Source organism: Allobosea sp. P1_A7 (assembly GCF_056406775.1).
Genome location: NZ_JBFTZN010000015.1, coordinates 1 through 19710, shown reverse-complemented (window position 1 = coordinate 19710; position 19710 = coordinate 1). Strand labels below are relative to the sequence as shown.

20 protein-coding genes are annotated in these 19710 nt (G+C 65.1%); 7 read left to right on the top strand and 13 right to left on the bottom strand.

Features of this window, described 5'->3' with window-relative positions; translation table 11 throughout:
* Positions 1-80: 80 nt before the first annotated feature.
* Positions 81-1232 carry an acetylornithine deacetylase gene (gene argE, locus AC1D34_RS04205; protein WP_441493541.1) on the bottom strand — a complete coding sequence of 384 codons (1152 nt, stop codon included), beginning with the start codon at positions 1230-1232 and terminating at the stop codon, positions 81-83.
* A 167-nt stretch (positions 1233-1399) separates the two neighbouring features.
* Between argE and AC1D34_RS04200 the strand changes: the two genes are divergently transcribed.
* The 3 genes from AC1D34_RS04200 to AC1D34_RS04190 all read left to right on the top strand — a co-directional run bounded on the left by AC1D34_RS04200 (position 1400) and on the right by AC1D34_RS04190 (position 4336).
* On the top strand, positions 1400-2368 hold the full coding sequence (locus AC1D34_RS04200) for a threonine ammonia-lyase (RefSeq protein ID WP_476823557.1): 969 nt from the start codon (positions 1400-1402) through the stop codon (positions 2366-2368).
* 130 nt (positions 2369-2498) lie between these two features.
* A complete protein-coding gene (locus tag AC1D34_RS04195) occupies positions 2499-2960 on the top strand; it encodes a DUF4126 domain-containing protein (protein WP_441506102.1) in 462 nt (153 codons plus the stop codon).
* Positions 2957-4336, top strand: a complete 1380-nt coding sequence (locus tag AC1D34_RS04190; RefSeq protein ID WP_476823556.1) for an FAD-containing oxidoreductase — start codon at positions 2957-2959, stop codon at positions 4334-4336. The genes AC1D34_RS04195 and AC1D34_RS04190 overlap by 4 nt, the downstream gene beginning before the upstream one ends.
* Positions 4337-4338: 2 nt before the next feature.
* Here the strand turns inward: AC1D34_RS04190 and AC1D34_RS04185 are convergent, their stop codons facing one another.
* On the bottom strand, positions 4339-5289 hold the full coding sequence (locus AC1D34_RS04185; protein ID WP_476823555.1) for a phosphoribosylaminoimidazolesuccinocarboxamide synthase: 951 nt from the start codon (positions 5287-5289) through the stop codon (positions 4339-4341).
* A 166-nt stretch (positions 5290-5455) separates the two neighbouring features.
* On the opposite strand from AC1D34_RS04185, the gene AC1D34_RS04180 reads away from it, so the two are divergent.
* The gene (locus AC1D34_RS04180; RefSeq protein ID WP_476823554.1) at positions 5456-5944 is read left to right on the top strand and encodes a GAF domain-containing protein; all 489 of its coding nucleotides are present in this window, start codon (positions 5456-5458) and stop codon (positions 5942-5944) included.
* Between the two features lie 43 nt (positions 5945-5987).
* Here the strand turns inward: AC1D34_RS04180 and AC1D34_RS04175 are convergent, their stop codons facing one another.
* The 3 genes from AC1D34_RS04175 to AC1D34_RS04165 form a co-directional block, all read right to left on the bottom strand.
* Complete coding sequence (locus AC1D34_RS04175) at positions 5988-6725, bottom strand: DUF2161 domain-containing phosphodiesterase (protein WP_476823553.1); 738 nt, start codon at positions 6723-6725, stop codon at positions 5988-5990.
* Positions 6726-6987: 262 nt separating this feature from the next.
* Positions 6988-7758, bottom strand: coding sequence for an acid phosphatase (locus tag AC1D34_RS04170; protein ID WP_476823552.1), 771 nt, complete (start codon positions 7756-7758; stop codon positions 6988-6990).
* 295 nt (positions 7759-8053) lie between these two features.
* Entirely contained in the window at positions 8054-8848 is a 795-nt protein-coding gene (locus AC1D34_RS04165) for a bestrophin-like domain (RefSeq protein WP_441493533.1), read from the bottom strand.
* Positions 8849-9103: 255 nt separating this feature from the next.
* On the opposite strand from AC1D34_RS04165, the gene AC1D34_RS04160 reads away from it, so the two are divergent.
* The 3 genes from AC1D34_RS04160 to AC1D34_RS04150 are packed head-to-tail and all read left to right on the top strand — an operon-like array spanning position 9104 to position 12061.
* A complete protein-coding gene (locus AC1D34_RS04160) occupies positions 9104-10279 on the top strand; it encodes a M20 aminoacylase family protein (RefSeq protein ID WP_441493532.1) in 1176 nt (391 codons plus the stop codon).
* A gap of 13 nt (positions 10280-10292) precedes the next feature.
* Positions 10293-11399 (top strand): NAD(P)/FAD-dependent oxidoreductase, encoded by a 1107-nt coding sequence (locus AC1D34_RS04155; RefSeq protein ID WP_476823551.1) that lies wholly within the window; start codon positions 10293-10295, stop codon positions 11397-11399.
* Positions 11396-12061 (top strand): IMP cyclohydrolase, encoded by a 666-nt coding sequence (locus tag AC1D34_RS04150; RefSeq protein WP_441493530.1) that lies wholly within the window; start codon positions 11396-11398, stop codon positions 12059-12061. Before AC1D34_RS04155 ends, AC1D34_RS04150 begins: the two co-directional genes overlap by 4 nt.
* Here the strand turns inward: AC1D34_RS04150 and eda are convergent.
* The 8 genes from eda to AC1D34_RS04110 form a co-directional block, all read right to left on the bottom strand.
* Positions 12058-12702 (bottom strand): bifunctional 4-hydroxy-2-oxoglutarate aldolase/2-dehydro-3-deoxy-phosphogluconate aldolase, encoded by a 645-nt coding sequence (gene eda / locus AC1D34_RS04145; RefSeq protein WP_441493529.1) that lies wholly within the window; start codon positions 12700-12702, stop codon positions 12058-12060. The genes AC1D34_RS04150 and eda overlap by 4 nt on opposite strands.
* Before the next feature lie 30 nt (positions 12703-12732).
* Positions 12733-13422, bottom strand: a complete 690-nt coding sequence (gene pgl, locus AC1D34_RS04140; RefSeq protein WP_441493528.1) for a 6-phosphogluconolactonase — start codon at positions 13420-13422, stop codon at positions 12733-12735.
* Positions 13419-14933 (bottom strand): glucose-6-phosphate dehydrogenase, encoded by a 1515-nt coding sequence (gene zwf, locus AC1D34_RS04135; protein ID WP_476770164.1) that lies wholly within the window; start codon positions 14931-14933, stop codon positions 13419-13421. Before zwf ends, pgl begins: the two co-directional genes overlap by 4 nt.
* Positions 14934-15042: 109 nt before the next feature.
* Entirely contained in the window at positions 15043-15795 is a 753-nt protein-coding gene (locus AC1D34_RS04130) for an ABC transporter ATP-binding protein (protein WP_441493555.1), read from the bottom strand.
* Positions 15796-15797: 2 nt separating this feature from the next.
* Positions 15798-16673, bottom strand: a complete 876-nt coding sequence (locus tag AC1D34_RS04125) for an ABC transporter ATP-binding protein (RefSeq protein ID WP_441493526.1) — start codon at positions 16671-16673, stop codon at positions 15798-15800.
* A gap of 1 nt (position 16674) precedes the next feature.
* Positions 16675-17580: a nickel transporter permease gene (gene nikC, locus AC1D34_RS04120; RefSeq protein WP_441493525.1), complete on the bottom strand. Its 906-nt coding sequence runs from the start codon at positions 17578-17580 to the stop codon at positions 16675-16677.
* Positions 17581-17590: 10 nt separating this feature from the next.
* The gene (locus AC1D34_RS04115; RefSeq protein WP_441493524.1) at positions 17591-18637 is read right to left on the bottom strand and encodes an ABC transporter permease; all 1047 of its coding nucleotides are present in this window, start codon (positions 18635-18637) and stop codon (positions 17591-17593) included.
* Positions 18638-18793: 156 nt separating this feature from the next.
* A partial coding sequence (locus tag AC1D34_RS04110; RefSeq protein WP_476823550.1) for an ABC transporter substrate-binding protein occupies positions 18794-19710 on the bottom strand: 917 nt, incomplete at its 5' end.

The window sequence follows — 19710 nt, the reverse complement described above, 5'->3', positions numbered from 1 at the left end:
TCTTGCGCACCGAACCCAAGGCTCACACGTAACCTGCAAAACCGACGCCAGGAACGGACGTTCATGGCGTCGGATATCTCTCAGCGTGCCAATTCGGCGATTACGCCACGGATGAACCGCGCCCCGGCATCGAGCTGGGCTACCGTAATGAACTCGTCGGGCTGGTGAGCCTGGGCGATATCGCCCGGGCCGCAGACCACCGTCGACCAGCCTGCCGCCTGGAACAGCCCGCCTTCGGTGCCATAAGCGACGACATGGCTGCCATTGTCGCCGGTCAGCCGGCGTGACAGGGCCTCCGCCTCGCCACGCTGCTCCGGTCCGAGGGCGGGCGTGAAGGAGGTGACTTCCATCTCGATGCCCGTCTCGGGCGCGATCGCCTTCATCCCGGCCTCGAGTTCGGCGATGCGGGCGCGGTAGCGCTCGACGTAATTCTGGTCGCGCTCTCCGGGAATGACGCGCACCTCATGGGTGAAACTGCAATGTTCAGCCGTGATGTTGACGGCCGTTCCGCCCTGGACCACGCCAACATGCAGCGTCGTGTAGGGCGGTTCGAAACCGTTATCATTCGGGGTCCGGGTCTTGTTCTCAGCCATGACCTCGTCGTGCCAGGCGATCAGCTTGCCGGCGATCATGACGGCCGGCACGCCGATGTCGACGCGGCTCGAATGCACCGCATGGCCGCGCACCGTCGTCTTCATCCGCGTACCGCCCTTGTGGCCGGTGACGACCTGCATCATCGAGGGCTCGCCGACGATCACCGCCGACGGCGTGAGGCCAGCAGTGACCATGGCGTCAATCATGATCCGCGCGCCGAGACAGCCGACCTCCTCGTCATAGGAGAGCGCGATATGGACCGGGCGCTTCAACCCGGCCTCGATCATCTCCGGCACCAGCGCCAGCGCGGTCGCGTCGAAGCCCTTCATATCGCAGGCTCCACGACCGTAGAGCTTGCCGTCGCGCTCGGTCAGCGTCCAGGGATCGGAGCTCCAGTCCTGCCCCGCGACGGGAACGACGTCGGTGTGCCCGGAGAGCACGACGCCGCCAGCAACCGCCGGTCCGACCGTCGCATAGAGATTGGCCTTCTGGCCGTCGGGGCTCGGAACGATCGTGCTCTCGACACCGAGGCTGGCGAGGTAATCACGGCAGAAATGGATGAGCTCGAGATTGCTGCGCTGCGATTCCGTATTGAACGAAACCAGCTTCGCCAGCATTTCCTTGGGGGTGTATTTCACGGGGTCGGATCTCCAAAGGCAGACGGGAAGGCAGGTCTCATGCCGACACGCTAGGCAGCCTGACAGCCAGGTCAATCGTCAGCTGTGGCTTGACCGGCCTGCGCCGGACGCGTTGATGTGCGCGCCGAGACGCCGGCGCCGCCGGGCCATGAGAGAAGTCCAGTCCCATGAATTTCGACGTCACGCTCGCCGATATCCAGGCTGCCGCCACCCGCATCTCCGGCAAGGTGCGGCGCACTCCGACCTTCCATAGCGCCGGCCTCTCGGCGCGGCTCGGCGTCGAGACCGTGGTGAAGGTGGAGAGCCTGCAGCTCGGCGGTTCGTTCAAGGTGCGCGGCTGCTTCAACAAGCTGATTGCGCTCAGCGAGGACGAGCTGAAGCGCGGCATCGTCACCGTTTCCGGCGGCAACCACGCGATCGCGGTTTCGATGGTCGCCAAATCGATGGGCGCCCGCGCGCTCGTGCTGATGGCGAAGAATGTCGCGCCCTTCAATGTCGAGCTCACCCGGCAGGCCGGCGGCGAGGTCGAACTTTGCGAGGACGCGATTGAGGCCTTTGCCAAGGCCGACGAGTACGCGGCGAAGGGCATGACCAATGTCCACTCCTATGACGATCCGGCGATCATCGCCGGGCATGGCTCGCTCGGCCTCGAACTGGCAAATGACGCCAGCGGGCGCCTCGACCATGTCTTCATCTCGATCGGCGGCGGCGGCTTCGTGGCCGGAGTCGGCACGGCTCTCAAGGGGCTCGACCCGGCGGTGCGCATTCATGGCGTCGAGACGGAGGGGGCAACGACGATGACCCAGGCGCTGGAGGCCGGCAAGCCGGTACCGATCCGGCCGACCTCGATCGCCCGCGCGCTCGGCGCCCCCTTCGCGACCGAACGCACCATGGCGGCAGCGCGCCAGTATCTGGAGGAGATCGTCACCGTGCCCGATGCCGAGGCCGTGCGCGAAATGGCCTGGGTGCTGCAGAACGGGAGGGTGCTGATCGAGCCGGCGGCAGGCTGCGTGGTTGCCGCAGCCGTGGCGCGCAAGGAGATGTTCAAGCCCGGGGAGCGCGTCGGCCTGATCCTCTGCGGCTCCAACGTCTCGCTCGACGATTTCGCGGCATGGCGCAAGGAGTACGGGGTGTAAGGCAACCTCGTTGCCGCCGGGTTTGATGCTTGACCTTACACGAGGGAGCCGACCGGCTAACGATGAGTTGACCTGCGCGATGAGCTAGCGTTGTCTTGGGCGGCGATACCCTGCCGTTCGAGGGAAGACCATGGCCGTCTTGCTCGCAGTGCTCATCGGGGTCGTGGCCGGGCTGCGCACCATGATGGCACCGGCCGCCGTCAGTTGGGCCGCCCATCTCGGCTGGATCAACCTCGGTGCCAGCCCCCTGGCCTTCCTGGGCTATGCCTGGACGCCCTGGATCCTGACCGCGCTGGCCATCGGCGAACTGATCACCGACAAGTTGCCGTCGACGGCGAGCCGCAAGGTCCCGACGCAGTTCGGCGGCCGCATCGTGACAGGCGCCCTGTCCGGCGCGGCCATCGGCGCCGCGGCCGGATCGCTCGCGCTTGGCGCGATCGCGGGCGCGGTTGGCGCCGTCGCCGGTACGCTTGGCGGGGCCGCAGCCCGGGCGGGCCTCGCAGGAGCTTTCGGTCGCGACAGGCCTGCCGCGCTGATCGAGGACGTGGTGGCGCTACTCGCCGCCTGGCTGATCGTGGTGGCCGCGCGATGAACCGGACTTTCGACGCCATCATCATCGGGGCCGGCCAGGCCGGACCTTCACTGGCAGGCCGGATGACCGGTGCCGGCCTGTCGGTTGCGATCGTCGAACGCCATCTCTTTGGCGGCACCTGCGTCAACACCGGCTGCATGCCGACCAAGACGCTGGTCGCCAGTGCCTATGCTGCGCATCTCGCGCGCCGTGGCGCCGAGTACGGCGTCATCCTGGATACGCCGCCGCGCATCGACATGCCGAAGGTCAAGGAGCGAGCCGCCCTCGTCTCCGCCAATTCGCGCCGCAATATCGAGACCTGGCTGCGCGGGATGAAGGGCTGCACCGTCCTCACCGGGCATGCGCGCTTCGAGAGCGCCGACCGGATGCGGGTGGGCGACGATGTAATCAGCGCACCCCGCATTTTCCTGAATGTCGGCGGGCGCGCCGTCGTGCCGGACATGCCCGGGATCGGCGACATCTCCTACCTGACCAACACCTCGATCCTTGGTCTCGACACGGTGCCGAAGCATCTCGTCGTCATCGGCGGCAGCTATATCGGCCTCGAATTCGCTCAGATGCACCGCCGCTTCGGTGCAGCCGTCACTGTTGTCGAGAAGGGTCCACATCTCGTGTCCCGCGAGGACGAAGAGGTTTCGGAGGCGATCCGCGATATCCTTGTCGCCGAAGGGATCGAGATCCGGACAGGCGCGGAGTGCATTCGATTCGTTCCCCACCCGGAGGGCATCGCGGTCGGCGTGGATTGCACTTCCGGCGCACCCGAGATCATCGGGTCACATGTCCTGCTTGCCGTCGGGCGCCGCCCGAACACCGACGATCTCGGTCTCGACAAGGCCGGGGTCGCAACGGATGCGCGAGGCTATATCGAGGTCGACGACAGCCTGGCGACCAATGTCCCCGGCATCTGGGCAATCGGCGACTGCAATGGCCGCGGCGCCTTCACGCACACGGCCTATAATGATTTCGAGATCGTCGCCGCCAATCTACTCGATGGAGAGACGCGCAAGGTCAGTGACCGCATCCCGGCCTATGGGCTCTTCATCGATCCGCCGCTCGGGCGGGTCGGCATGACGCTTGCCCAGGCGCACGCCAGCGGCCGGCCGTTGCTGGTTGGCCACCGGCCGATGACGCGCGTCGGCCGCGCCATCGAGAAGGGCGAGACGCTTGGTTTCATGAGCGTCATTGCCGATGCCGAGACGCGCCGCATCCTCGGCGCTGCGATCCTCGGGACGAGCGGCGACGAGGCGATCCATGGGATCCTCGACATGATGAATGCGGGCGCGCCCTATGACAGGCTGCTGCGCGCTGTTCCGATCCATCCGACCGTATCGGAGCTCATCCCGACGATGCTTGGAGACATGCGCGCCCCAAACTGACCTCAGAAATAGCGCGCCAGGTTCCGGCGGATCCTGTCCACCGGCGGCTCCTGGCCGGCAGGGGCCTCAAACGCCTGGCCCGTAATGGTCTCGAAGGCGCGGATATAGACCTGCGAGGTCTGCGCGACGAGCTCGTCCGGGATCTCGGGGATCGGCTCCTTGTAGGGATCGCAGCGTGCGGCGACCCAGTTGCGCACGAAATCCTTGTCAAAGCTCTCCGGCCGCTCTCCCTCCGCAAAGCGCGCCGGGTAGCTCTCGGCGAACCAGTAGCGGCTGCTATCGGGGGTATGGATCTCATCGGCCAGCATGATCCGGCCCTGCCGATCGGTACCGAACTCGTATTTGGTATCGGCAAGGATCAGCCCGCGTCCGTGCGCGATGTCCTGCCCCCGGGCGAACAGGGCCAGCGCGTAGCCGGACACCGTATCCCACTGTTCCTGGGTCAGGAGCTTGCTGCCGACGATCTCGTCCGGGGAAAGCGGCTCGTCATGGCCGCCGTCGAAGGCCTTGCTGGTCGGCGTGATGACGGCATGAGGAAGCGCCTCGTTGTCGCGCAGGCCATCCTGGAAACGGATGCCGTAGAGATCCCGCCTGCCCTGCTTGTACATGGTCAGCACCGACGTGCTGGTCGTGCCGGCGAGATAGCCGCGCACCACGATCTCGACGGGAAGGATATCGAGCTTCTGGCCGACGACGACGTTGGGGTCCGGATATTCCAGCACATGGTTCGGGCAGATATCCGCGGTCTTCTCGAACCAGAACCGGGCTGTCTGGGTCAGCACCTGCCCCTTGAACGGAATGCAGGCGATAGCGCGATCGAAGGCGCTGAGGCGGTCCGTGGCGATCAGAATGCGGCGCCCGTCCGGCAGATCGTAATTCTCGCGGACCTTGCCCCGATAGTAGTTCGGCAGCTCCGGGATGACCGCTTCGCGAATGGGTTGAATCTCGGACATGGTGGACATCACTTCATCAAGGCGAGGAATCATGCAGGGAGAGAAACCCCGGCGCTGCGTTCCTTGTAGCCAAGTGGATCGATACGCACCATTGCGCTCTCGCTGTCGCCCCTGCGCGATGCTAGGGAGCACCATGACGAAGGGCGAGCGCCGGAGGTGAGCAGCCATGTTTCAGGCACAAGCAATCGCGAGCAGCGACAAGGCCGGCTTCTATCGCGAGCTGACCTCGCAGCTTGAGGGCCTGCTGGCGGGAGAAAGCGACCCGATCGCCAACGCGGCCAATACCTCGGCACTGCTGTTCCAGATGATGCCGGATCTGAACTGGGCCGGATTCTACATCATGCGGGACGGCGAGCTCGTGCTCGGGCCCTTTCAGGGCAAGCCGGCCTGTGTCCGCATTTCCGTCGGGCGCGGCGTCTGCGGAGCGGCGGTCGCCCGCCGGCAATCCATGCTGGTGGAAGACGTCCATGCGTTTCCTGGCCATATCGCCTGCGATGCAGCCTCGCGCTCGGAGCTGGTCGTGCCGCTGATCCGCGACGGTGAGGTGATCGGCGTGATCGATCTCGACAGCCCCCACCCCTCCCGCTTCGACAGCGCCGACCAAGCCGGAATCGAACGGATCGCCGGGATCTATCTCGCTGCGAGCGCCCGCTAGACCGATCCACCCTCCGGCTGCGGGCGGAAGCGCGATGCGCCAATCAGCAGGCCGCGGCGGAGAGGCTCTCGTTGGTGTCCGCCACCGGAGGCACGACTCCGTGCGGCCCAGGTGCGGGTGGGACCGGGGCCGGCGCTGCCACCCATCTCGCCAGAGCCGTGCGGCCGGCGTCGGTCAAGGCGTAGACGCCGCGATCGGCTCGCTCGAACCAGCCATAGACGTTGCGGTGCAGGATCTTCTGTGCGTCCGGGCATGACTGTTTGAGATCGCGCGGCCGCTGCGGGCCTGCCGTCATGGCTGCTGCGCAAGCGAGCGCCTGCTGCCGGTAGGCCGTCATGATCGGTGCGCGCGAACCGCCGCCTGCGACAGGGTCTCCCCGACGCCGCTTGTGCTCCTCCACGAGCTTCGAACGCCGCTTGGCATCCTTGCGCGGCGTCGCCGCGGCCGGGGAAACGAGGATATCGACGCGACCGGACAAAGCGACCCCGAGAAGGCCGAAACCGAGATGCCGGCACAGATTACGGTAGCGGGAATCGCTCTCGCGTCCCTTCCCCCGCGCCGACAACCGGGCTGCAAGCCAGATCTCGTCACCGAGCTTCATCCGGTCCACGCCCTGCAGGATGAGTTCGAGATTGAAGGTCAGTTTCAATTCTCCCACCACGACGACAGCCGGATCATCGCCCTTGAGACCAACAAGGTCGCAGCGCCCGACCTCACCCTTCACGGAATAGCCCAGGCCTTCGAGGAAGTGTTTGACCGGCAGATAGAGGGAAGTTTCCACGCGAGATCTCCGGTGCATTCCGATGCCGGACCGTTCCAGCAAGTCCGTAGCGCTGACCGCTACACCAAGGTGCAGCGGCGGTCGTTTCGGAATGGCAAACGGGAGGCAAGCCGGATGAGATCGACGGGCAGGCGTTCTGACCGCGGCACCTCAAAAGGCCGATGGCAACGCAAGGGGCAGCCCCCCTGTCCAGGCGGCCACCCCTTGGGAATTCGTCACCGCGTCGATCCCGAGACGGGACCGACCTGCCATGACGGCTGGATCAGTGCGCCAGTCGCAAGGCGCCGCGGATTTCGGACTTCGCTCCTTCGAGATCCCTTTGGAAATCGGGGTTCCGGTAGGCGAGAACCGCGATCATCGCGGCCATCTCCCGGCCCGCCTGGATGTCGCTTGGGTAGTGCACTCCGCCGATCACCCGGTTCTCGCCGAATTCGACGGCACGCCCGAAGATCGCCTCGCCCTTCTCCGGCACGATATCGGCCAACACGATCGCGGTGAGGTACGAGAATGCAGCGTGACCGCTCGGATAAGAGCCGCTGTTCGCATATTTGGCGACCGGCTTGAGACGAGCGTCCACCACCGGTGGCCGCTGGCGATCCCATTTTTCCTTGCCCTGCTTGTTGAAGGCGCTCTCCGTCTTGTAGACCTTCGTGAAGAATGCCGCCGCTTTCGGCAGTTTTTCGGCCGTGAATTCGGGTCCCATCACGTCGGCGAAGCGAAAGACGCTCTGCTCAAGGTCCGCGACCGACCGCTCGGCTTGTTCGGCTGTTCGCTTCTCCTGCAGGCTTAGCATGATCTCGAGCTCCCGCCGGGTCGTATCCGCTGATGGCGGCGGCGCCATGAACCGGGTCGTGTCGAGTTGCTCCGGCGACACATAGTATTTGCTGCTCTGGACCTCCGCGCCGGCATAGCCAATCGCAAGAAGCGTAAGTCCGAGAGTCAGGCCCGCGAGTCTTTTCATCTTGTTGTCTCCCGATAAGCGTTTCTTCCCTGCTGCGGGAAGCAAGGCCGCGCAGCGCTCGATGCTGATCAAGAAACACGCCAGTCGTGCCCGCACCGCATGACCGCAATAGAATCAGAGGGTTGTCACGATTTCGGCGCCGAGCGGCGCGGGTAGTGTCAGGGAACGATGAGTAAAACCCGTAACATCGGCCGCGAGCATGGGTCATCGAAGATACCTCCTTGCAGCGCGGCCACTGATGCAGCCGGCAGCAAGAGGCGCCGGCATCCCCGGCAAAAGGACAGCAATCTGGCCCTACGTCATTCGTCGCCTCGCCCCCAAGCGAAGGCATCGACGACAACACTCGCACGAAATGAAGGTGAGCTGCCTACCGGCTCATGGCCTCGAACACATTGCGCATCGATGTGCTTGGGATGCCGAACAGGCCGCCATAGGGCGAGTTCAGGTCAACGATCACGAACATCACGCTCGATATCGAAACCACACCGATCGCCAGGACGATGGCGGCCAGCAGCTTGCGGGGGACCTGCAGGCCGAAGCTGACGAAGACCAGCATCAGCCAGAACGTCAGGACGTTCGTGAACAGCCGCGACGCCGGGTCCCTCGCATCTTCAATCACCGCCCAACGACGTTGTTGCAGGCTCATGAAATTCGCACGGCATTCCGTAGCCAGGTTCGCATGCAACCCGTCGACAGGGGCGAGGCCATTGATCTCGAGGCCGATCTGATTGACCAGCACGCTGAGCGTCGGGCTTTCCCCGTGGCGTCCCATGGTGCTGGGATCAGGATAGGCAATGCCGGTCGGCCTTTCCTCGTCGGGCCAGGTGCTCGCGATCACCGCGGCGGTATAGCTCCGGAGATTCTCGCGGGCCTTCTCAGCCCCCGGGCCGAAATTGCGCAGGCACTGATCGAGCTGGGCCAGTTGCCCGGCATCCGCGTTCCTGTCCCGGTACGCCATGTCGAACGCGCTCTTCACGCTCGACAGCTGCAGGCTGAGGACAAGCGCCGCAAAGGTAACGAGGAGGCTCGTGATCAGCCGCAGCGCTTCCATGTTCCTTTCGGTCAGGTGCTCCTCGGGCAACCGGCTCCGCAGCAGGAGGCCGAACACCGCGGCTGCGCTGAGCAGCGAGCAGAACGTGAAGGCTGAAAGCCACTCCACCATGACAGATCCTGCTCTCCTGGAAGCCCGCGACACGGACACATGCAGTCATCTCGACCGCGAGAACGATCTGCCGCCGACACCAGCCATCGATCCAGAATGATGCGAGGATTGCAACCATACGCGGTCGCGACGCCATTCCTCCGCTTCTGCCCCCTCATGCCGCAATCGGCTTGGACAGACCCGGTCGGACCGCGCTAGCTTGCATGACTTGGCAACCCGATTTCTGCCAACCTTCCCTCTCTGCCCGAGGACATGATGCCGAAGTCCGAACTCATCGCGGCGCTGACGCCCGAGCTCACCGCGATCCGTCGCGATTTTCACCGCCATCCCGAACTGCTCTTCGACGTGCATCGCACGGCGGGCATCGTTGCCGAAAAGCTCAGGGCCTGGGGCGTCGACGAGGTGGTGACAGGCATTGGCCAGACCGGCGTCGTCGGCGTGATCAAGGGCAAGCGCCAGGGTTCCGGCAAGGTAATCGGCCTGCGTGCCGACATGGATGCTTTGCCGATCCACGAGGAAACCAATCTCGAGCACCGCTCGACCGTGCCCGGCAAGATGCATGCCTGCGGTCATGACGGCCACACCACCATGCTGCTCGGCGCCGCGAAATATCTCGCCGAGACCCGCGATTTCGACGGCACCGCGGTCGTGATCTTCCAGCCGGCAGAAGAAGGCGGCGGCGGGGCCAAGGTGATGTGCGATGAGGGCCTGATGGAGCGCTTCGGCGTGCAGGAGGTCTATGGGCTGCACAACAAGCCTGGCATGGCGATCGGTCAATTCTGCATCCGCAAGGGCCCGCTGATGGCCGCTGCCGATCGCTTCCTGATCAAGATCGAGGGCAAGGGTGGCCATGCCGCCGCGCCGCACGACACCAAGGATCCGGTGGTTGCCGCCTGCCAGCTCGTGACCGCGCTGCAGACTGTCGCCTCGCGCAATGCCGACCCGCTCGATTCTGTCGTGGTCTCGGCGACAGCGATCAATGCCGGCGAAGCGTTCAACGTCATTCCGCAGACCGTCGAGATCAAGGGCTCGGTCCGGACGCTAACGCCTGCCATGCGCGACCTCGCCCAGAAGCGCATCCTCGAGATCGCCGACGGGCTGGCGAAGGCGTTCGATCTCAAATGCGACGTCGACTACGACCGCGGCTACCCGGTGACCTTCAATCACGCCGGGCAGACGGATTTCGTGACCAGCGCCACGCGGAACGTTTTCGGCAAGGACGCGATCGACACCGAGATCCCGCCGGTCATGGGGTCGGAGGATTTCTCCTTCATGCTCGAGGAGCGCCCCGGCGCCTATATCTTCATGGGCAATGGTGACTCGGCTGGCCTGCACCACCCGGCCTATGAGTTCAACGATGCGGCGATCCCGGTCGGGGTGACCTATTGGGCGAGCCTCGTCGAGATCGCCATGCCGCCGCGCGCAGCCTGATCGCAGGATCACGATGGCCGATATCGATTGCCTCGTCATCGGGGCCGGCGTCGTCGGCCTCGCAACGGCGCGCGCGCTTGCGCTCGCCGGACGCGAGGTCGTGATCGCCGAGGCCGCCGACGGCATTGGCACTCAGACCTCCGCGCGCAACAGCGAGGTCATCCATGCCGGGATCTACTACCCGCCCGGCTCGCTCAAGGCGCAGGTCTGCGTCGAGGGCCGTAAGCAGCTTTATCGCTATCTCGGCGAGCGCGGCCTGCCGCACAAAGCCTGCGGCAAGCTGATCGTCGCGACAGCTTCGGGCCAGCGCCCGGCACTGGAAACGATCGCGGCGCGCGCGAAAGCCTCGGGCGTGGACTCGCTGCGCTATCTCGACACCGCCGAAGCGCGGGCGCACGAGCCCGAGGTCGCCTGCGAGATCGCGCTGTTCTCGCCAGAGACCGGCGTGGTCGACAGCCACGCCTTCATGCTCTCTCTGCTTGGAGAGTGCGAAGCTGCAGGCGGCTCGCTGGCCCTGAATACGCCCATCACCGGCTGGCGCCGCGAGGGCGAGGCGTTCAGCGTCGATTTCGGCGGCGACGATCCCGCAACCTATTCGGTCCGCAGCATCGTCAATTCGGCCGGCCACGGCGCGCCCCGCCTTCTCGGCAGGCTCGACGGCTTTCCTGCCGCCTATGTGCCAAAGCAGTCTTTCGCCAAGGGCAACTACTTCGCACTGCTGGGGAAGCAGCCCTTCTCGCATCTGGTCTACCCGATCCCTGAAGCAGCCGGGCTCGGCATCCATGCCACGATCGACATGGCCGGGCGGGTCAAGTTCGGCCCGGATGTCGAATGGGTGGATGACGACCAGGATCTGGTCGTCGACCCGGCCCGGGCCGAGCGATTCTACGCGGCGATCCGAACCTACTGGCCCGGTCTGCAGGACGGGGCGCTGGTCGCGGATTATGCCGGTATCCGGCCGAAGCTGCACGGACCGACGGAGCCGATGCCTGATTTCCGCATCGACGGACCGGCCATCCATGGCGTACCCGGACTGGTCAACCTGCTCGGGATCGAGAGCCCCGGGCTGACGTCCTCGCTCGCGATCGCAGAGCTGGCGGTGGACAGGCTGCCGGCATGACGGAGGGCGTTTCACGCTATGTCGGCCGCATCATTGCAGTCGGCAGAACGCCTCTCGGAGACTTGGTTTCGGCATACCGCGTTTCGAGCAGATCGTTTCCGAACAGAGATGCAGAGCGCTCTGGCAACGCGATCCGGATCGTGCCGCGTGCGAACAGCGCCGACGCGGCATCGGAGAGCCCCTACATCGCCTATGAAAGTCTACTCTGGACCGAGCGCTACGTCGTCGCGAGCAATGGCACCCAAACCCGACCCATTTTCGAGCGGTTGCGGGCGGGTCACACGGTAAGAGATGCGCTGATCGGGGTGCTTTCCGGCCTCGACCGGGAGTTCGATGCGCATGATACGCCACGCATCTGTTCGGTGCTCGATCTCGCCAATGACACGGCTTATCTCGGAAGCATCACGGCGGAAGCGCTGTCTGTGACGCCGGTGCATATAGCTCCGGGGCAGGCGACCTACATCACGACCTATGGATCGCCCCTGGCGGCAGCCGACAGGGTGGATCCGCACTTCACCGCAAGGACGGCCGAGGACGCCTGCCAGCATGTCGTGGGTGGATCAATCTTCGCCCACCTCGACAGCCCGGTCTGCTCTGCGGCGCTTCATGCCGGAAAGTCCGGGCTGGAGGCAGCCGTCTTCAACATCAGGGATGACGCTTAGCCGCGGATCGCCTTCACGGCTTCCCGCGCTTCCCTGGCAAGCTCAGTCACACGCGCCCAGTCGCGTTTCGCAACCGCATCCGCCGGCACGAGCCAGGATCCTCCGACGCAGATCACCTGCGGCAGGGCAAGGTAATCGGCGAGATTGGCGAGGCTGACACCGCCGGTCGGGCAGAACTTCAGCTGCGGGAAGGGTCCGGACAACGCCTTCAGCGCCGGCGTGCCGCCCGCCTGCTCTGCCGGGAAGAACTTGCAGGTGATCCGTCCGGCCGAGACCGCGCGCATGCAGTCGGACGCCGTCGCCACGCCAGGCAACCAGGGCAGCCCCGCCGCGCGCATCGCCTCGTCCACCGCCTCGCTGAAGCCTGGGCTGACCACAGCCTGCGCGCCCACCCGCTTGACCTCTGCGACCTGCAAGGGCGTCACGACCGTACCGGCAACCGAAAGGATTTCCGGCACCTCGTGGGCGATCCTCTCGAGCGCGGCCAGTGCAGCAGGGCGGCGCAGCGTGACCTCGATCACGTCGATGCCACCCGCAAGCAGCGCCCGGGCCAGCGGGACCGCGACCTCGGCCTCGTCGATCACGACGACCGGGACAACGCCACAGGCCTTGAGGCGTGCAATTTCGGGTTCGCCTGACATTGGCTCGATCTCCTCGCTGAGCACCTTCGCTTAAGCCCTGGCCCAGTAAACGTCGAGCCCCTGCGGCCGTCGCAGCAGGATGCCGACCGGATAGGCCGCCGGAAGGGCCTGAGCCGTCGCCAGCGTCGTTTCCTTCTCCTTGCCGGCAATGAGCAGGGTTGCCCAACCTGCCTTCGCGATTCGCGCGGCCGAGAGTGAGATGCGAGGTGGCAGGCCGGGCGGACGGGCTGCGACTGCGTGGATTGCGTCGTCGCTGCGCGTAGCTGCAGCGTCGCCTGGAAAGAGCGAGGCGATGTGCCCATCGGCGCCCATGCCACTGACCAGGATGTCAATCGCAGGCAGGCGCGAGAGCACGGCATCGAGGCTACGCGCTGCCGCGGCGAGATCGTCGCCGGCATTGTGGAAGGACACGAAGCTGGCCCGTTCGTCACGCAAAGGGGAGAAGGCGTCCCGGATCATGCGCTCGTTCGAGGCGGCATCGTCCGGCGCGACGAAGCGCTCGTCGGTCGGCATCAGGGTAACCCTGTCCCAGGCGAGGTCGTGCGCGCCGAGTGCCGCAAGAAAACGTGCCGGCGTAGTACCGCCGGGGACCGCGAGCAACGCGCCCCCGCGGGCGGCTATGGCGGCACGCAGGCGCACTGCGACAGCTTCGGCCAGCGCTTCCGATGCGCCGGCCAACGTCTCGAAACGATGCCAGGAGAGCGGCCCCACCGCGCTCATTCCATCAGTTCCGGGTCGGCCCAGGATCGCCCTTCGCGCTCGATCAGACCGATCGCCTGAGACGGCCCCCAGGAGCCGGCGGCATAGCGATGCGGCTGCGGATAGTACTCCTGCCAGCCGGCAATGATCGGATCGATCCAGGCCCAGGCCTGCTCGACCTCGTCACGGCGCATGAACAGGGTCTGGTCGCCGCGGATCACATCGGTGAGCAGCCGCTCATAGGCGTCAGGTGAGCGCACGCCGAAGGCGGTGTCGTAGCGCAGATCGAGCTGGCGCGGGACGATCTTGAGCTTGCCGGAGCCTGGCACCTTCATCATCAGCTGCATCTGCACGCCATCATTGGGCTGCAGGCGGATGATCAGGCGATTGGCATCGAGCCGCCCACAATCGGCAGCGCTTCCGAAGATCGAGTGCGGCACCGGCTTGAAGGTGACGGCGATCTCGGAATAGCGCTGCGCCATGCGCTTTCCGGTGCGCAGATAGATCGGGACGCCGGCCCAGCGCCAGGTTTCGAGTTCGCAGCGGATCGCGACGAAGGTTTCGGTGTTGCTGGCATGGCCGAGTTCCTCGGCATAACCATGGACGCGAGCGCCACCGCTGACGCCCTGGCCATATTGCCCGCGCACGGTCGCCCGCAGCACATCGGGGCCGACGATCGGCTTGAGAGCCTTCAGAACCCTGACCTTCTCGTCGCGGACGGCATCGGCTTCCAGCAGGTTCGGCGGCTCGATCGCAAACAGGCAGAGCAGCTGCAGCACGTGGTTCTGCACCATGTCACGCAGGTGTCCGGCCTTGTCGTAATAGCCGGCGCGCGACTCGAGGCCGACCGTCTCGGCAACCGTGATCTGGACATTGTCGATGTCGCGACTCGACCAGGAGCGTTCGAACAGGGTGTTGGCGAAGCGCAGTACCAGAAGGTTCTGGACCGTCTCCTTGCCGAGATAATGATCGATCCGGTAGGTGCGGCTTTCCGGAAGGATCCTTGCCACGGCGTCGTTGATCTCGCGGGCGGAGGCGAGATCCCGCCCCAGGGGCTTTTCGAGAATGACGCGCGAGGTCGGCGTCAGGATGCCGGCACTGGCGAGGTTCTCGCAGATCGGGATGAAAAGATCGGGCGGCGTCGAGAGATAGAAGGAGCGCACACGCTCCGAATCGCCGAGCTCCTGCCGCAGGCCGGCATAGGTCTCCGGCTTCAGCGCATCGACCTGGACCACGGAGAGCCTGCGCAGGAATGTCTCGATCCTGGCGGCGGAAAGCCCCTCCTCGGTGAGCTTCCGGCTGATCTCGCCGGGCAGTCCGGCGACATCCTCGCTCTTGCGCACCATCGCCAGGATGCGGCTTTCCTCCGGCAGAACGCCTTCCTGATTGCGCTGGGCCAGCGCCGGAAAGAGTTTGCGCAGGGCCAGATCGCCGCTGGCACCGAAGATCACGAGATCGAAGGGCGGGACCGGAGTGCGCTCCGGCGCAGCTTCGAGCTTTACGACATGATCGGCGACGGCATCCATGGGCATACACACTCCGCAGCAGCGAATACGGGCCAAGCTAGCCGATCGCTGCGACGAGAGTTAGACGGTTTTGGCGCTCCACCCAAGCAGGCAGGACGCGCAACCGCCCTGCCGCTCAGGCGGTCTGGCGGCGGAAGCCTTCGCTCGCGATCAGCAATTGCTGGGCATAGGTCGTCTGCGGCGAGCGCGCCGCCAGCGTCTCGGCCGTCATCTCCTCGACGCCACGGCCGAACTGCATGACCAGCAGCCGCTCGCACATATGAGCAACGACCGCGAGATCGTGGCTGACCAGGATATAGGTCAGATTGCGCTCCTTGCGCAGCGCCTGGAGCAGGTTCAGCACCTCTGCCTGGATCGAGACGTCGAGCGCTGAAGTCGGCTCGTCGAGCAGCAGGATCTTCGGTTCGAGCACCAGTGCGCGCGCAATCGCCACGCGCTGGCGCTGGCCACCGGAGAGCTGGTGCGGGAAGCGGAAACGGAACGAATTCGGCAGCCCGACATCCTTCATGGCGCGTTCGATGCGCGCCTCGGCATCGTCGATGCCGTGAATGGCCAGTGGCTCGGCCAGCGTATCGTCGACCGTCTTCTTCGGGTGGAGGCTGCCATAAGGGTCCTGGAAGACCATCTGCACGGCGCGATAGAAGGCCTTGTCGCGAACCTTGGGCTGCTTGCTGCCCAGGATCGTGACGTCACCACTCCATTCGCGGTTCAGGCCGGCGAGGACACGCAGCACGGTCGACTTGCCCGAGCCGGATTCACCGACGATGCCGTAGCTCTCGCCGGATGCAACCGAGAAGGAGAGGTCCTTCACGACATGGGAATCGCCGAAGGAGACGTTCAGCTTCTCGACAATGATGGCGGGGTTCATGTTCATGCCAGCCATGCCGGGTCACGTTTCAGGGTGGCGAGCTTGTCCTTGCGATGATCGAGATCCGGCAGGCAGTCGAGCAGGCCGAGCGTATAGGGATGGCGATGGGCGCGTGCGCTCTCGTCGGCAAGTTCGGCGGCCGGCAGCGTCTCCATCGCCTTGCCGCCGTACATGACGATGACGCGGTCGCAGAAGGACTGCACGAGATGCAGGTCGTGGCTGATGAAGATCAGCCCCATGCCGCGGCTGGTGACGAGGTCGTCGAGGATCTTCAGCACCTGCAACTGCACGGTGACGTCGAGGGCCGACGTGGGCTCGTCGGCGATCAGGATGTCGGGTTCGGCGATCAGCATCATCGCGATCATCACGCGCTGCCCCATGCCGCCCGAGACTTCGTGCGGGTAGAGATCGTAGACGCGTGCCGGCTCGCGGATCTGGACCGCTTCCAGCATGGTGAGGCTGCGTTCCCTGGCCTCACGCGAACTCGCCTTGTGATGGACGCGATAGGCTTCGGCGATCTGCTCGCCCACGGTCTTCACCGGATTGAGCGAGAATTTCGGGTCCTGCATCACCATCGAGATATGGCGGCCGCGCAGCTTGCGGCGCGCGCCCTTGTCCATCGTCAGCAGGTTCTGCCCGCGATAGACGAGCTTGTCGGCCTGAACCTCGCCGGGATGGGGGATGAGGTCGAGAATGGCGCGGCCGGTCATCGACTTGCCGGAGCCGGACTCGCCGACAATGCCGAGCCGTTCGCGGCCGAGCGTGAAGGAAAGCCCGCGCACGGCGCGGACAATGCCGGTCGCGGTGTGGAAATTGACCCGCAGATTGTCGAGTTCGAGCAGCGGCTGTTCGATCGGGCTATCTGGTGCGCGCATCATCTCACCTCGCATCCATGACGTCGCGCAGGCCATCGCCCAGCAGGTTGAAGCCGAGCGCGACAACGCAGATGGCTAGGCCGGGGAAGGTCGCGACCCACCACTGGTCGAAGATCTGCTCGCGGCCGGCTGAGATCATCGCGCCCCATTCCGGGATCGGCGGCTGCGCGCCAAGGCCGAGGAAGCCGAGCCCGGCAGCGGTCAGGATGATGCCGGCCATGTCGAGCGTGGACCGCACGATCAGGGATGGCAGGCACATCGGCACGACATGCCTGAGTACGATCCGCCATTGCGACGCCCCCTGCAGCCGGACCGCGGAGATGTAGTCCTGGTTGCGGATGATCAGTGTCTCGGCGCGGGCGACGCGCGCATAAGGCGGCCAGGCCGTGAACGCGATCGCGATGACCGCATTTTCAAGTCCGGGGCCGAGTGCCGCAACGAAAGCGAGCGCGAGCACCAGGCGCGGGAAAGCCAGGAAGACGTCGGTGATGCGCATCAGGACGCGATCGACCCAGCCGCCGAGATAACCTGCAGCAGCGCCGATCAGGAGGCCGATCGGCCCCACGGTGATGACGACGAGCAGCACGATGACAAGCGTGACGCGCGAGCCGTAGACGACCCGGCTGAAGATATCCCGGCCGAGTGAATCCGTGCCGAACCAGTTCGTTGCCGACGGCGGCAGCAGGCGCTTGTCGAGGGCCTGCGCCAGCGGATCATAGGGCGCGAGCAGCGGCGCGAAGGCTGCAGCAAGTAGCAGCAGCAGGACGATGGTCAGCCCGATGACGGCTGCGGGGTTGCGCCGGAACGCGAGCCATTGCCGGTAATACTGGCCAAGCCGTGCCTGACGGCGCGACGCGGGGGAATCGGTGATGAGCCAGGCGGCCCAGCCGGACGAAGTCTGTTCGGTCATGGCCATGTCCTCAGCGCGCCCGCGGATCGGCCAGGCGGCCAATGATGTCGGAGAACAGATTGACACCGATGAAGACCGCGCCAACCACCAGCGTGCCGCCGAGCACGGCGTTCATGTCGGCATTGAGAAGGGAATTGGTGATGTAACGACCGAGGCCGGGCCAGGCGAAGATGGTCTCGGTCAGCACCGAACCTTCGAGCAGGTGCATGTAGGAGAGTGCGATCACCGTCACGAGCGGCACGACGGCGTTGCGCAGGGCATGGCCCCAGATGACCTGCCACTCCGACACGCCCTTGACCCGGGCGGCGATGACATATTGCTGCTGCAGCTCGTTGATCATGAAGCTGCGCGTCATGCGGCTGATATAGGCGACGCTCAGCAGGCCCAGGACGGAGGCCGGCAGGATCAGATGGGAGAAAGCGTCCCAGAACGCATCCCACTCACCTTGCATGGCGGCATCGAGCATGATCACGCCGGTGATCGGCGTCACGAAATCCTGATACGCCACCGAAATACGCCCGGGTCCGCTGACCCATCCGAGCTTGGCGTAGAACAGCAGAAGACCCATGAGGCCAAGCCAGAAGACCGGGATCGAATAGCCGATCAAGCCGATGACGCGGGCGATCTGGTCGGGCCAGCGGCCCTGGTGGACGGCAGCGACGATGCCAAGCGGCACGCCGAGCATGATGCCGATCAGCGTGCCCAGCGTCGCCAGCTCGAGCGTCGCCGGGAAGACGGTCTTGATGTCGTCGACCACGGTGTTCGAGGTCAGTACGGAGCGCCCGAGATCGCCGGTGAAGACCTTGCCGATATAAATACCGAATTGCTGCCAGAGCGGCTTGTCGAGGCCGAGGTCCAGCCGCGCCTTGTCGTAGACATCGGCGGGAGCGCGATCACCGACCACGGCGAGCACCGGGTCGATCGGCATCACGCGCGCGATCAGGAAGGTGACGAGCAGAAGCCCGAACATCGTGATGGCGACCGTGCTGAACTCTCGCCCGGCAATCTTGCCCCAGCGACCCGATTTGCCCGCCCATGTCTCGCGCGATGACGCCATGCAACCAACCACTGTACAAAAGCCCGAAGAAGGGCGCTTCCGGAAGCCACGGCGCGCGGGAATGCAATCCCCTCGCCCGTGGCGCTCAACAGAAAAGAATAGAAATAAGCCCGCCGCAGCCATTTAGCCGCGGCGGGTTCCGTCAGAAGACGTGTCTCAGTTCTTGGAGATCGGCCAGTAGAAGTTGGTGTCGGAGCTCGGTCCGATCACCCAACCCTTGACGTTCTTGCGCTCGGCCGTGACCTCGACCTGCTGGTACATGATCACGAAGGGCGAAACCTTCTGGTGCTCGCGCTGCAGGACTTCATAGGTCGCCTTGCGCTTGGCCGCATCGGTCTCGAGCACGGCGGCCTGGGCGACCTTCGTCATGTCCGGGATATCCCAGGCATTGCGCCAGGCCAGCGTCTTCGACTTCGCATCTTCGCCATTGTTCTCGTTGATGGCGAAGGTCTCGGCATTGGTATGCGGATCGAGATAATCCGGACCCCACTGGCCGATATAGATGTCGTGGGTGCGGGCGCGATACTTGGTCAGCGTCTGCTTGCCGTCGCCCGGGATCAGCTCGAGCTTGATGCCGGCCTGGCCCCAGCTCGACTGGATCGCCTGCGCGATATCGGTGATCGGAGCGACCGAGCGAACGTCCATGGTGACGGTGAAGCCATTCGGCAGACCGGCCTTGGCGAGCAGCTCCTTGGCCTTGGCGGGATCGAACTTGTAAGGCTTCTCGTCAATGGCTCCCAGGAAGCCCTTCGGCAGGAAGGATTCGTGGTGCTTGTAGGTACCCTCGACGATGTTGCGCTCGATCGACTGGTAGTCGACCAGCCACTTCAGCGCTTCGCGGACCTCAGGCTTGTTCAGGTTGGCGTTCTTCTGGTTCAGGCCGAGATAGAGAATATAGCCCTTGTCGCCCTGGACGATCTGGATGTCGGACTTCTCCTTCACAGCGGCGAGCTGGTCCTTGGAGAGGTTGCGGGCCATGTCGATGTCGCCCTTCTCGAGCAGCAAACGCTGCGAGGCCGGCTCGGCGACATGGCGTACGATCACGCGCTTGTTCTTCGGCGCACCCTTGTACC

Coding starts and splice junctions, on each gene's coding strand:
- AC1D34_RS04200 (WP_476823557.1), top strand. CDS start 1,400: ATGAATTTCGACGTCACGCTCGCCGATATCCAGGCTGCCGCCACCCGC.
- AC1D34_RS04195 (WP_441506102.1), top strand. CDS start 2,499: ATGGCCGTCTTGCTCGCAGTGCTCATCGGGGTCGTGGCCGGGCTGCGC.
- AC1D34_RS04190 (WP_476823556.1), top strand. CDS start 2,957: ATGAACCGGACTTTCGACGCCATCATCATCGGGGCCGGCCAGGCCGGA.
- AC1D34_RS04185 (WP_476823555.1), bottom strand. CDS start 5,289: ATGTCCGAGATTCAACCCATTCGCGAAGCGGTCATCCCGGAGCTGCCG.
- AC1D34_RS04180 (WP_476823554.1), top strand. CDS start 5,456: ATGTTTCAGGCACAAGCAATCGCGAGCAGCGACAAGGCCGGCTTCTAT.
- AC1D34_RS04165 (WP_441493533.1), bottom strand. CDS start 8,848: ATGGTGGAGTGGCTTTCAGCCTTCACGTTCTGCTCGCTGCTCAGCGCA.
- AC1D34_RS04160 (WP_441493532.1), top strand. CDS start 9,104: ATGCCGAAGTCCGAACTCATCGCGGCGCTGACGCCCGAGCTCACCGCG.
- AC1D34_RS04155 (WP_476823551.1), top strand. CDS start 10,293: ATGGCCGATATCGATTGCCTCGTCATCGGGGCCGGCGTCGTCGGCCTC.
- AC1D34_RS04150 (WP_441493530.1), top strand. CDS start 11,396: ATGACGGAGGGCGTTTCACGCTATGTCGGCCGCATCATTGCAGTCGGC.
- eda (WP_441493529.1), bottom strand. CDS start 12,702: ATGTCAGGCGAACCCGAAATTGCACGCCTCAAGGCCTGTGGCGTTGTC.
- pgl (WP_441493528.1), bottom strand. CDS start 13,422: ATGAGCGCGGTGGGGCCGCTCTCCTGGCATCGTTTCGAGACGTTGGCC.
- zwf (WP_476770164.1), bottom strand. CDS start 14,933: ATGCCCATGGATGCCGTCGCCGATCATGTCGTAAAGCTCGAAGCTGCG.
- AC1D34_RS04130 (WP_441493555.1), bottom strand. CDS start 15,795: ATGAACCCCGCCATCATTGTCGAGAAGCTGAACGTCTCCTTCGGCGAT.
- AC1D34_RS04125 (WP_441493526.1), bottom strand. CDS start 16,673: ATGATGCGCGCACCAGATAGCCCGATCGAACAGCCGCTGCTCGAACTC.
- nikC (WP_441493525.1), bottom strand. CDS start 17,580: ATGACCGAACAGACTTCGTCCGGCTGGGCCGCCTGGCTCATCACCGAT.
- AC1D34_RS04115 (WP_441493524.1), bottom strand. CDS start 18,637: ATGGCGTCATCGCGCGAGACATGGGCGGGCAAATCGGGTCGCTGGGGC.